The organism is Bacillus thuringiensis (assembly GCF_001182785.1).
In the GTDB taxonomy this organism is placed as follows: domain Bacteria; phylum Bacillota; class Bacilli; order Bacillales; family Bacillaceae_G; genus Bacillus_A; species Bacillus_A thuringiensis_S.
The window spans coordinates 1905661-1918481 of the sequence record NZ_CP012099.1 but is presented as its reverse complement, the minus strand read 5'-3'; the positions used below and the strand labels follow the sequence as shown (position 1 = coordinate 1918481).

Genomic DNA, 12821 nt, shown 5'->3' with positions numbered 1-12821 from the left:
AGCTTTAAACTCCCCTATCTTAAATTCAGTTAGCTTCTTAAAAAGTTACGACAGACTGATTTGTTTTCATGCCTTTCCATGATAGAAACTGTCTCTCTAATTCCTTCTTAATTTGCAGCTCAATTGCATTCATTTCATCCAGTTTTTTAATAATCGCTACTAGCATATCTTTATTGTTCGTCATCGCCATTTTAATTGCACGATACTGTACATTTGTAAATCCTTGTACAATATCCTCTACCCGATCACACCAATAATCAAATTCTTCCTCCGAATATTGCAACGTTTCACGGAAGTATGCAAAGGCATGCTCATAACTATATTTACGAATTGCAAGTACTGGTATTTGTTTTACTGCTGCTACAAGTCCAGAAAGCGCATATCCTTCTTCCTCATTTGCCATTTTTACAATTAAATTTTTCAGTTCCATAGTCAGTTCATTGTCGTTCTTTTTGAATGTTTCTGTGAAATAACTAGCTACTGTTTCTTGTGTTGGCTCCCCAATTCCTTCTATATCAATGAAATATCCTCCACCAAATGGGTTATCTTGAATAGAGTGAAGCACTTTTTCTCTTTCCATATTCCCTTCCCAACGAAAATCAGGATCTAGCATGAACCACTCTTCTTCTTTCTCTGTTTTTGATATCATTAAATAATGTGGAAACGGTTTTTGATGAAATTTATTTTCCCTCTCTGGTAATAGAGACATATCAACCATTACAATGACATAACGATTTTCCGACTTGTTTTCTACTAATTCTAAAAACATTTCTACATTGCTATCTTTATCTTTTGCATGATCATACCATTCGTTTACTTTAATACCGTACAATTTTTCAAACCAAAGTAAATAATGATCATGGTTAATGTTTTCAGAGTGATACGAAATAATTCCGCCTTCTGTTATATCAAAATCTCCATCCCATAGTCCAAAATAAAATGGACGAAAATCAATGTCGCTACGCCTTTTTATAATTTCACAAAAACAACTCACTAAACAGTGCACTTTAATTGAAGTCATACTCTCATCCACTTTCTTAAAGGTTAGTTATTTACATTTACTTCATGCAACGGCTGTAACTCCTCCATAAAATCAAGCAAAGATCCTACAGTAAGAAATGCCTTTGGATCTACCTCATCCTCTGGAACGCATAGCTTTACATCCATTTCTATGTATACAATAAGCTGCAACATCATTACCGAATCTATATATAAATCTTGATTTAAGCGCATCTTTTCTTCTAAATACGTTACATTTTTCAGTTCCATTTTTTCTACCATAATTTTTAACACTGCATTCTTTAACGCTTCTCGTCTCATGTTGTAACCTCTCCCATCTCTAGTAACTTTCTACTTACTTTTCCAGTTTTATTTTTCGGAATTTCAGTTACACTTTCAATTTCATGAGGAACTTTATAAGAAGGTAAGTGCTGAATACACCATTCTCTTATTTGCACCGGATCAATATGAGAGATCACTTTCGCTTTAACTATTTCTCCCATCACAGGATGTTTCCCTCGATATACAATTGCCTCTTGCACACCTTCCAATCGAAGCATCGTTTCTTCTACCTCTATAGGAAAGACTTTTAATCCTGAAACGTTAATTACATCGTCCATACGCCCCATAAAATGAATGCCACGCTCAGATTTATACCCTAAATCTTTCGTGAAAATTTCCTTACCGTTCATTTTCACGACGATTTCTTCCGGTGCATTTTCCTCTGAACCTATGCTTATACTCGCATGAGGTAGAGGGTTTCCTAAATCTAAATGGCTTTTCATATCATGGCATATACTAATACAACCTGCTTCAGAACAACCGTATTGCTGCATCATATATGTTGTCATTTCTTTTAGTTTATAAAATAGTGCTTCTGGCAAAGGCGATCCTGATGTCATAATTTTATGAAACTGGAACGTTCCTAATGGAAAACTCCCCATAATGTGTAACATAAGTGGTACTGCATATATGATATGTTTTTCTGTATTACGAACTATATTTAATGCGAATTTAGGATTTTTGTTCGTAATGATTACAGGCTTGCTCCCCCTCGTAATTGCTGATAACGTACCACATATTAGTCCGTATGAATGTGAAACAGGAGCCATAACGATTGGCACTTCATCTACTTCACAGTTTAAAGCTTCATTATAGGCAGTAATTTCTGTATCAACTTCCGTCCATGCTCTACGAATCAGTTTCGGTTCTCCCGTAGTTCCCGAACTATATTGCAATAAAGAAGGTTCTTCTAGTAAAAAGTTCCCTACTTCTAATTTTGTAAAATCGCCATATTCTCCATATAAAACTCCTACACAATTTGCACGCTTTGCCATTTCAATAGCCGTTTCTTTTGGCGTATCTTCATGTATAAGTAATACTGATGATTTCTTTTCTTTTAAGAAAAACACAAGCGTAATAATATCGAATGGATCTTTCAGACAAAGTGCAAATCTATTTCCTTCTGCTTCTTGAAATTGTTCCATTTCCTCATAAACTTGTAATCTCAAATCAAAATCACTTTTGCTATACTCTTGTTTATTAACGATTAGCATAATTTCCCCCTGTAACAACTGATTTTTGTTTCATAAGTTGTCTTACTCTATACAATGGATTTGGAACTTCATGAACAAGCGATTCCACATCCATATATAATCGACGTTTCGTTAATTGTTCAGCATAGAATGTAGGTGCATATAATTGAATATTTTCAAATCTACCTTTCAAATGTGGATATATTCTTAAATGATCTTCAATTTCTTCAACAACCATCATCCAAAAATGTTCTTCTTTCAATCCATATTCATCCGCAAGTACGAATGCTAATTCTCCTAAATTAAACAGGAAAAGTGCATCTAACACCATCTCTTGCAAACATTCGATGCGATCCATTTCAAAGAAATCATTCATTTTTCCATTCGCATATGTTTTATGCATTTTAGTAAAGTCGGGACATTTGTCAACTTCTTTCAAATATGGACGATAAAACTCAAGCCCTTCATGAAAATCCTTTAACGCAATACGAACAGGCACCCCTTCTTTATGGACTAGAATCATATTTTGTCCATGTGATTCCAGTGCGATACCATGCTCTACAACAAGATGTATAACTGGTATTATCGCTTTTTGAATAAGTAATTGTAGCCAATCCTTCATTCCATATTTGTTCAACCACGCATCAATAATTGGTGTACCATCTTTCTCTTTAGCGTATAAACCATTAAAAGGAATTGCATCCTCTTGTGCATCTAAATACTTATGAATGCTTTCGCGCCAAATACATCCTAATGAACCATATATAGCTTTCTTATTCGTGTCATACGTTACACTTGAAAACTCGCTTAACAAGATTAAACGTGCTTCATCCATTAAATAGGCGTCATTACTTACAACATCATTTAACCAATTTGATATTACTGGTGCACTCACAACAGAGTATGGTTTCAGTGTACGGAGTGTTGAAGTGTTGAGTAAATTCATCGATAATTTAACGTACGGTTTCTTTGGACTCGTAATATTTCTTAACGTTCTCATTGACTGTTGCGCGCAATAATCGTCCTCTGATGTTCCTAAATAAATAATAAAATTACCCTGTATATGATCCCCATAATTTGAAATGATGAAATTCTCCCACTGCCATGGGTGAACAGGTATAAACACGTACTGTTTTGGATAACATCCCCTATTACGAATTCGTTCCATAAACTCTTCTAATTTACGATCGCCAATCTCCTCTTTTAAAAGGTCGTTATACATCACTTCATTCTCATAACCTACAGTCGCATAATTCTTATGCGCTGCAATCCATATGAGTTTTATTGGCTGCATAAATTCATATCCATATTGAAAATTGTCACGATATTGAAATCCAACACGTGCTTTATAACTAGGGTGATATGGATGGCCGTCTATTAAATGGCTTTCAAACTCATCGTAAGATTTTTGAGTATATTCTTTCTTATTATTTCTTTCATATTGTGCAATCGTGTCTTTAAATATTGTTTGTTCTAATTCGTGCATAAAAGAATCTAATTTAGCTTGTTCTACACTAGCAACCCGAAAAACTTCTTCTAGAAATTGCGAGACAGATTGTATTTCTTGCTGTTCATCTTGGACTCTTACTATTAATGAGTCTAAAGAAATACGTCCAAATGTCATCCGTTCCCTGCCATAGCATTTGTACGTGACACTTTTGTCTTCTTCATCAAGTCCTTGTATTATAAAAAGAAATTGTTCTTCTTTTTCTATGCGAACCGGTGTAATAATCCCCTCATAAATTAACGATTCTACTAATTGACGTAGCACTCTTCTTCGTACTGAAATGTAATCTTCTGATTCGAGCGCCTTCAATACTTTCGTATGATACATGTCCACTCTCATAAAACCCTCCACCTTATGACAAAATACCATTATTTGTATTACGTGAAATTTTAACGCTATTTATGAACGAACAGCCACTTCTCTAACGAGCGGATTATGTACTTGCACATAAATTGCTTGCTCTAATGGATTACTTAACTCATCGACATCGAAAAATCTCGTTAGTAAATTTGCTTTACACGCTAACTTATCTTCGTCCAATAATTCTCTTAAAAATGTTGAAGGTTCCCGGTTATACGGAAGGAATGATTCAAGTACAGACCTTAATTCCGAGAGAAGAATTTCCTCCTTAATTAATCCTGCTGTGCCAAAACCATTAATGAGGCCAAACATATGATTGAAAATTAAGTAGTAACGAAATCTCTCATCCACAATATAGTCGTCATATAAATTTCCAGTACGTTCTCCAATACCAACTAATTCATTATTAAGCATCTCTTTCATTGAATTACAGAAATAAAATCCTTGATTATCACGGAAATAATATTTGACCGGATAACCATCCTTTAGCTGCACAACGCTATTTTGCTGATGAGCTTCTAGTGCAACACCGTACTGTAAATACATCCATACCATCGGCTTTAAAGAAATATTCATATATCGTCTAAACCACTCTAAACTTACTTCTTCACAGCTTTTACCTTCTAAATCTGCTAGGCGATGAATAATATTTGATAACCGCGTACGCTCCCCAGGTATAGCATCTTGAACTAGCCCAGCAATTAATGTTGCGTCGTTCGCATGTTCACTATAAAAAGGGTTCTCGCGAATAATCACTTCAAATCCAGATTCTTGTGTTCCATAATTTAATGTAATATAGGCTGGATCACAAATAAAATCAAAGCCTGGAAATCTTTCTCGTACTTCACCAATAGCCGTATTTAACATTTCCTTCCCTTCAAGACCACTCTCAAGTTCTTTCAGTTTATTAATACGCATTGAATTCGTTACTTTCACCGGAAATGAAAACTTAAGCATATACTTCGAATCGGGATGATATAGCGTCCTTAGTGATGATGTTGCCATATAATACTTACCTACAGGACCAATATACTCAAGCAATTCTTGAACTATCCAATCTTGTACGTAAGCTTGATGCAAGAGCCATTCTGCCTGAAGCGGATGAATTGGAATTAATGCATATTGATCTTCCTTACAGTACTTCGCTATAAATTCCTTACTAACCATCTCATCATTACTTAATTCTTCTTTTATAATCGTTGTTGTAGAATCTGATAATAATGATTTTTCATTTACTATACTTTTATGGGCCCGAAAATAATGAAGCTGACATTCTCCTTTTAATTCTGGAGAATACATTGCATTTTTCCAATCCACTATCCCCTGTCTACTCTTTGGTGTAGGATGAGTTAAATGCCCAAATAATAAAGACTGCTCCGCTTCTATAAAAGTTGTATGGAAACCGTATAATGCGGACGTATCTTTTATTCTCTCTTTTGTAAATCCCTCAATATTTTGACAACTACGGATAACTCGAAGCATAAGTTCCGCAGGATTCGTCCCTTCTCCGTAGTTGATAGACATCTCTTTTATTAAAAATGTAATAACTGTAACGTAATCTGCTTTAATAACAGAATTACTATCTCCAATTTGATAATAAAATTGTTCTCCAAACAAATGACGATCTGTTGATGATTTATATATAACTTCTCCATACAAAGTAACGTTCTGTGCCGATAGCCGACAACATAAATATGTGGGGACTGTATCTCTATTCAACGTATTACTGAAGATACTTTTCATTCTTTCATCCTCTGTAATCCATTCTCCACTCCCTGTTTCTCTTAAATAACAGTTTAAAAAGCTTTGTAATGTTGCATGTTCTGCGATTTGTTTCGCATGCTGCATGTTGGTCCTCCTCTTTATATTAAAGCTATCGAAATTTTATATAATAAACGATAATTGAATGTCGTTATCAATTATGATTCTAATTGATAATGATATTCAATTCAATAGTATATTTCAGAATTTTTTTATCTGATTTAATTTTCCTTGTTTTCTCGCTTTTCTTTAATCTAGTTAAAAATACGCGAAAGAAATACTCAGTTTCAAAGTACATACTTACTATTTTTCATTAGTAATCTATCCAAAATGGTTAAACAAAAGAGGTATACCTTAATTGGTATACCTCTTTCAAACATAAAGTTTACATAATAATATTATTTAAGCAAATCTATATAACTGTTTGTATAACAAATTCAAATCTCTCCAACAATACGCTGTTTCTTCTATCTTTACTCTCTCTAAAAATTTCATATCAATTTTTTCAGGGTTAAATTTTTCATAAAACTTTGTAGAAGGATTATTCGTAACAACCCAAACTAAAAGTGATTGCATATCATTGTTTATACAATCCGATAATAAAGCTTGAAATAACTTTTGTCCTATTTTCATTCCTTGATACTCTTGTAAAAGGTAGATTGCATATAATTCTCCGTCACAATTATATGTACCAGTTCTTTCTACTCCCCCATCGATAAATCCGACTATTTCTCTATTTGAATTCTCTGCTACAAATCTAAATTGATGATTACCTTCTTTTTGAAAAATATCTTCCCATTGTTTTTCTCGTTTCTCATATGCTATATTATCTAAAATTTCGTCAGCAAATATCCCTTTATACGTTGTTTTCCAACTATCAACATGCACCTTTGCTATACCTGGTATATCATCCTTTATTGCTCTTCTAATATGTATTCCCATCATTTCTCCCCCTCGTTACTCATCATTATATCAATTTCATTCCTTAAAAATCCAAATAAAAAAGAGTGAATTTGAAGTGACCCCTAAAAGTTAGACACGGTTATTTCATTAGGCAGCTTGATAAAAGTGAGTCCGGTATTGTACCGGGCTCATTTTTAATTTTGCCTTAATCCGTTTCGTATTATAATAATCTATATATTTTTCTAATTCTATTTTAAAGTGCTCTACATTTTCAAATTCTTTTATGTAGAGGAACTCCGACTTCATAATCCCAAAGAAATTTTCTATTACTGCGTTGTCGTAACAGTTGCCTTTTCGAGACATACTCTGGACGATAGCTCTTGATTCAAGTGTACGGACGTACTGTCTCATTTGATAATGCCATCCTTGATCCGAATGCATCAGTAGCTGGTGGGTTTCAGGTAGACGTTCCAATGCTTTCTCTAACATGTCTGAAACAAGCGAATACGTCGGTCTAGAACCAATTGTATAGGTAATAATTTCACCATTATACAAATCTAATACAGGTGATACATACAGTTTTTCTCCAAACAATTTAAACTCCGTGATGTCTGTTACCCACTTTTGATTCGGTGCATCTGTATAAAAATTACGCTCTAAAATATTAGGTGCAATTCTACCGACTTTTCCTTTATAGGATTTATATTTCTTCATACGCACAACACACTTTAACCCAAGCTCTTTCATAATGCGCTGAACCTTCTTGTGGTTCACTTTCTGGCCACGATTCGTTAATTCATCACGAATGCGACGGTAACCATAACGACCTTCATTTTCCTCATAAATCGCTTTAATCTCAGCTTTCAAATCGGCATCTACATCTGGACGATTCATTTTCTTTACTAAATCATAATACGTGCTTCGAGGAATAGTAACTAGCTCCACGAGTGCCTTCACCGAATATTTATGCCTTAATTCGTAGACTACTTGCGCTTTGTCTTGTTTTGTGATTTTTCCTTGTTTTGAACTAAGGCATTTAACTTTTTTAAGTACTCATTTTCCATCTCAAGCTGTTTAATGCGTGCTTCAAGTGCTTCGACTGACCCTTCAGCTAAAGGTTGTTTTAATTGTTTATTTGAATCTTTTTTCATGGATGGACGCCCCTTTTTCTTAGATTGAAGAGCATCAATTCCTTGTGTTTCGAGCTGTTTTTTCCAAACAGAAATCGTTGAAGGGGCAGGAATATTAAAGATAGCTGCCGTCTCAAATAAGGACATACCGTTTTCAATCATAAAGTTTAGTACGTCTAGTTTAAATTGTTGTGTGTAATTTGTACATCGTTTTAGAAAAGCTTCCAGACCATTCTGTTTATATTGGTTTACCCAATTCAAGATGATTGTGTCATTTATACCGAGCGATCTACCTATTTCTCGATAACTTTCATTTCCGTTCAAATAACGTAGAACGATTTGTATTTTTTCATCAGCTGTAAATTTAGCCATAGAAAAACTGCACCCCCAATTGTTAGACTGTGTCTAACAATTGGGGTGCAGTTCACTTCACTTCACTCTTTTTTATCACAATTATCTACTTTCCACTTCAACTGAAACTACTCGATCAATCTCTTTCAGGGAACTATATAACTCTGTTGTATATAAATCTTCTGGAGCTAAAATAACCATCTCCAGTTGCTGAAATGCTCCACTATCTATATCTTTAATTTTCACGCGTTTCACATGCATGCCTAAATTTTTAATTTGCTTAAATATACCATCTAACTCATGATGCTCTTTAACAGTAATTTTTATAGATAAATCCTTTTGTCTTAATGAATACGGTCCTGCAATTTTCACAAGTTGCGGAAGTACATTAATCGCTAAAATAATTAAAACCATAGCAACTGTCGCTTGTAAATAAAATCCCGCACCAATTGCAATCCCTAAAGCTGAAGCAGCCCACACCATAGAAGCTGTCGTTAATCCAGAAATAACGTCATTACTTCTTCGTAAAATGACACCTGCGCCAAGAAAACCAATTCCACTAACAATTTGAGCAGCCAGTCGCATCGGATCCATATTTGTATGTCCTGGAACAGAATATACATGCACAGATTCAATTGAAACCATCGTAATTAAACAACTTGCTACAGAAATAACCATACTTGTTTTCACACCAAGTGGTTTATTCTTTAGCTGCCTATCTATCCCGATGAATAATCCTAAAAAGAGTGCTAAACCTAATTTGAGTAAAAATTCATATGACATATTTCCATTCTCCTTACTTTACAATGTTTCCCTTAGAATAACTCACTATAACTCTTTTATGATATCAATTCCAGTCTTTTCTATTCATTTAACGTAAAAAACCGAAAAAACATTTATTACGATGTTTCTCCGGCTTTTTATTACACTTTAGATTCTTCTTTATTTCTGATCTTTAATCTTAATTTCTGCATCTTTGTAGAATGCTAATTTACTGTCATTATACTCTTTTGTAAATTTGTTAAACTGCTCTTTCGACTTTTGTGCTTCCACATTTAATTCATTAACAGTTTTAACTTTTTCACCGATTTCTTTTAATTTCGTTTCTTTTACTTTTAATTTTTCATACAGTTCTTTTTCAGTCACTAACACTTTCGTGTAATTTTCATTCATCTTTTTGAATGCATCATAACGATTCTTATACGACTCTTCTACTGCTTTTGCTTGTTTTTGTAACTTCTTATCTTCAATCTTCTCTATATTACTTTGAACAGATTTCGTTTCCTTCTGTGCTTTTTCTAGCATTTCTTTCTCACTTTTCAATACTTTTTCACGATCATCTACATTTGCAGTAGCTTGCTCTATTTTCTTCACAACTGCTTCATTATGATCTTTACCTTCTTGCAAAATTTGAGCATATAGTTCTTGACCTTGTTTCTCTAACTGCTCTAATTTTTTTGCTTCATCCACTAAAGATTTTTCTTGTGTTGCTGCTGTTTCAAAAGCTGTATATAAATTTTCTTCTGGTTTTTCACCGAAACAACCTGTTAAAAGTCCTACTGATAATGCTCCAACTACTGCTACTTTTCCATACTTCAACGTTCATTCCTCCATTACATACGGTTATCATGCCAGAAGTTCACTGGAAAGTGACTCTCTTCATGATAAGCTTCAAACTCATAACCCTTTTCTTTTAGCCCTTTTAAAATTGCTGGCACAGCAGCAACTGATTGTGGGTGAATATCATGCATTAAAATTACTTCTTGTGGTTTTGTTGCGTTAGTTAATACGTTTTGAGCAATTTGTGCTGCAGCTGCATCAACTGGCATTTTATTGTATTTCCAATCTAATGAATCAATTGTCCAATCCCATACTTTAAATCCGCCTTCTACCACTTTATTTCGAAGACCTTCATTCAATCCAGGCATCGAACCATATGGAGGACGTGTTAATTTAGGTGATTTCCCAATAATATTAGCGATTAAACCTTGATCTTCTTTCATCTCATTTACATACTCGCCATTTTTATATAACTTTGCGAAATTATGTGTCATACTATGCATGCCTACATAATGACCCTCAGCATTTTCACGTTTCACTAAATCAGGAAATTCTTTGACATTCGCTCCAATTAAAAAGAACGTTGCCTTCGCATCATGTTGTTTTAGCGTATTTAATAATTCAGCCGTATATTTCCCTGGCCCATCGTCAAATGTAAGATAAGCAACTTTTCTTTCTTTTCCATTAAAACGACTTGGTGCCGTTTTATTCATTTCAACTTTCGGCTGTTCACTTGCAAGCTGCACTACATTTTCTTGTTTCGCGACAGCTTTTGCTGGTGAAGTAATTGATTGGAACATGTAATACCCAATAGCTACTGCGGCAATCGCTATTAAAACGACTACTATTTGTTTAATTTTTAAAGCTTTTTCCATTCTATCGAATTCCTCTCCCTATTAATCTTATATATAAATCGCCCAATATAATTATACATCTATTTATTTTTATTTCACCATGTAAACAGATTTTTTTGTATTATAATGGGAGTTTTATCAAAAGTATTGTTCCATGTGTTTATACGACTAAACGTATCTCCATGAAGGTCCACCATTTTTTTGACGATAGCTAAGCACCTATTGTATGATTATTAATCTGGTAAAATAGCTGGTCAATATATGATACATGATCTTTCGCAATTACTATCTCTTCGTCTTTCACCTTAATCGCTTCATTGTGTATAAATATGTAATTGCATTTTGAACAGTCTTTCTTTAACCTGTTTCAATTTCCACCAATTCAATTGTTCTATAAATAGTAATAAATTGAATTTCCTTCCCTTCAACTTTAGGAGCTAATTTCCAAATAGTCCCCTCTAGTATATCGTATAATTACACCTTTTGTTTATATAAATTAAAATGATTTTAGTATAATTTTTCCGCAACAAAAAACCGTTATTAAAAAGTTGCTAATCCACTTCAAAAAAAAGATTGGCAAAAGCCAATCTTTTTTTATTATTCGTTTCGAACTGGTTTTGGCGTTACACCTAAATGATCATTTAATTTTTTTGAAATATCTTTTACATTTTTTTCATTTGGAATGTAATAATAAATACCACCGATACGTTTATCTGTACCTTCTATTTGCATTTTTTCCATTTCCAAATTAGATCCTGCCATATTTTTTGTAATGGCAAGCATATCGTCAAATGTTAAGTTCGTTTTCATGTTTTTATCAACCGCATCTAGTAAAGAGCCCATTTTGCTAATTGATTGAACAGACATCGCTTTTTTGGCAATTGCTTCTATTACAAGTTGCTGTCTCTGTCCACGCATTGCGTCACTATCAATTTTACGCGTTCTTGCAAGTGCAAGTGCTTGTTCTCCATTTAAATGTTGGTAACCTTTTTCTAAATGGATCATACCAGCTTGGTCTTTACTATCTTGTTCAGTGAAAGTAACTGGTACATCAATATCAATACCACCAATTGAATCGACAATTTGTACGAATGATTCAAAGTTAAACTTCACATAATAATCAACAGGTACATTTAAAAATCGTTCCACCGTATCGCGTGTGCTTTCTACGCCACCAAATACGTGAGCATGAGTAATTTTATCTAATTTTTTTCTAGTTGGAATATAAACACGTGAATCACGTGGAATACTTACTAGCTTAACAGATTTATCATCTTTATTAATTGTTGCTAATAAAAGTGCATCTGTTCGAACTGCTTCGCCATATTGGCTTTTTCTCATTTCACTTCCATCTACACCCATGATTAATATTGAAATATTATCCTTTAAAGGTTCAACTTCTTTATCACGCTTTGATGACTTTTCAATTTTTGCATACGCATCATTTACAACAGCTTTTGCTTTATTATATATAAACGAACCATATCCTACTCCTCCAAAAATAAGTAGGAAAAATGGAATTAATATGAACCATTTTATTGACTTTCTTTTAGAACGCTTTTTATTACTTCTCGTATTTTGTTCTAATTCAGAGCTCATACCCATTCGCCTCTCTTTCTCTTTACCAAGTATAATGTAAGTCTATTTATCTTCATATTGAATTTCCTTTCATTAACCTTACAATTTTGTAAGGTTACTACTTAAACCCAATATGTATTCCATTTCACATTATACTCTCGTACTTATTTTTGGCAAGTCACTATTTACCAATTTCAAAAATTTAGCACTTCGCAACATGCAAATTTATAAATTCATTAACTCTTTCATTTTAAATTAGGATATCTTTTTCCAGATAAACGAT

General features: G+C 33.6%; 11 protein-coding genes. All 11 read right to left on the bottom strand.

Going from position 1 to position 12821, the window contains the following annotated elements; translation table 11 throughout:
• Positions 1–37 precede the first annotated feature (37 nt).
• Entirely contained in the window at positions 38–1021 is a 984-nt protein-coding gene (locus AC241_RS10025; protein WP_050843313.1) for a DUF6005 family protein, read from the bottom strand.
• A 23-nt stretch (positions 1022–1044) separates the two neighbouring features.
• Complete coding sequence (gene asbD / locus AC241_RS10020) at positions 1045–1320, bottom strand: petrobactin biosynthesis protein AsbD (RefSeq protein ID WP_016081988.1); 276 nt, start codon at positions 1318–1320, stop codon at positions 1045–1047.
• Positions 1317–2555, bottom strand: coding sequence for an AMP-binding protein (locus AC241_RS10015; protein ID WP_043935039.1), 1239 nt, complete (start codon positions 2553–2555; stop codon positions 1317–1319). The genes asbD and AC241_RS10015 overlap by 4 nt, the downstream gene beginning before the upstream one ends.
• On the bottom strand, positions 2542–4380 hold the full coding sequence (locus tag AC241_RS10010; RefSeq protein WP_050843311.1) for an IucA/IucC family protein: 1839 nt from the start codon (positions 4378–4380) through the stop codon (positions 2542–2544). The genes AC241_RS10015 and AC241_RS10010 overlap by 14 nt, the downstream gene beginning before the upstream one ends.
• A 60-nt stretch (positions 4381–4440) precedes the next feature.
• Positions 4441–6249 (bottom strand): IucA/IucC family protein, encoded by a 1809-nt coding sequence (locus tag AC241_RS10005; RefSeq protein WP_016081991.1) that lies wholly within the window; start codon positions 6247–6249, stop codon positions 4441–4443.
• Positions 6250–6564: 315 nt separating this feature from the next.
• A complete protein-coding gene (locus tag AC241_RS10000) occupies positions 6565–7107 on the bottom strand; it encodes a GNAT family N-acetyltransferase (protein ID WP_050843309.1) in 543 nt (180 codons plus the stop codon).
• A 105-nt stretch (positions 7108–7212) separates the two neighbouring features.
• Positions 7213–8567, bottom strand: a protein-coding gene (locus tag AC241_RS32810) for an IS3 family transposase (protein ID WP_155417050.1) whose coding sequence is annotated in 2 segments (ribosomal slippage) — positions 7213–8114 and positions 8114–8567 — 1356 coding nt in all. Because the reading frame shifts where the segments join, the coding sequence is not laid out codon by codon here.
• 81 nt (positions 8568–8648) lie between these two features.
• Complete coding sequence (locus AC241_RS09985; RefSeq protein WP_000119510.1) at positions 8649–9329, bottom strand: MgtC/SapB family protein; 681 nt, start codon at positions 9327–9329, stop codon at positions 8649–8651.
• A gap of 159 nt (positions 9330–9488) precedes the next feature.
• Positions 9489–10145, bottom strand: coding sequence for a YkyA family protein (locus AC241_RS09980; protein WP_016081993.1), 657 nt, complete (start codon positions 10143–10145; stop codon positions 9489–9491).
• 14 nt (positions 10146–10159) lie between these two features.
• Entirely contained in the window at positions 10160–10981 is an 822-nt protein-coding gene (locus AC241_RS09975) for a peptidoglycan-N-acetylglucosamine deacetylase (RefSeq protein ID WP_000409482.1), read from the bottom strand.
• Positions 10982–11557: 576 nt separating this feature from the next.
• Positions 11558–12559 (bottom strand): LCP family protein, encoded by a 1002-nt coding sequence (locus tag AC241_RS09970; protein ID WP_002093954.1) that lies wholly within the window; start codon positions 12557–12559, stop codon positions 11558–11560.
• Positions 12560–12821 lie beyond the last annotated feature (262 nt).

What these genes read in the sequence shown, in the direction of transcription:
- AC241_RS10025 (WP_050843313.1), bottom strand. Translation starts at nt 1,021, where the DNA reads ATGACTTCAATTAAAGTGCACTGTTTAGTGAGTTGTTTTTGTGAAATT.
- AC241_RS09970 (WP_002093954.1), bottom strand. Translation starts at nt 12,559, where the DNA reads ATGAGCTCTGAATTAGAACAAAATACGAGAAGTAATAAAAAGCGTTCT.
- asbD (WP_016081988.1), bottom strand. Translation starts at nt 1,320, where the DNA reads ATGAGACGAGAAGCGTTAAAGAATGCAGTGTTAAAAATTATGGTAGAA.
- AC241_RS09975 (WP_000409482.1), bottom strand. Translation starts at nt 10,981, where the DNA reads ATGGAAAAAGCTTTAAAAATTAAACAAATAGTAGTCGTTTTAATAGCG.
- AC241_RS10010 (WP_050843311.1), bottom strand. Translation starts at nt 4,380, where the DNA reads ATGAGAGTGGACATGTATCATACGAAAGTATTGAAGGCGCTCGAATCA.
- AC241_RS10005 (WP_016081991.1), bottom strand. Translation starts at nt 6,249, where the DNA reads ATGCAGCATGCGAAACAAATCGCAGAACATGCAACATTACAAAGCTTT.
- AC241_RS10000 (WP_050843309.1), bottom strand. Translation starts at nt 7,107, where the DNA reads ATGATGGGAATACATATTAGAAGAGCAATAAAGGATGATATACCAGGT.
- AC241_RS09985 (WP_000119510.1), bottom strand. Translation starts at nt 9,329, where the DNA reads ATGTCATATGAATTTTTACTCAAATTAGGTTTAGCACTCTTTTTAGGA.
- AC241_RS10015 (WP_043935039.1), bottom strand. Translation starts at nt 2,555, where the DNA reads ATGCTAATCGTTAATAAACAAGAGTATAGCAAAAGTGATTTTGATTTG.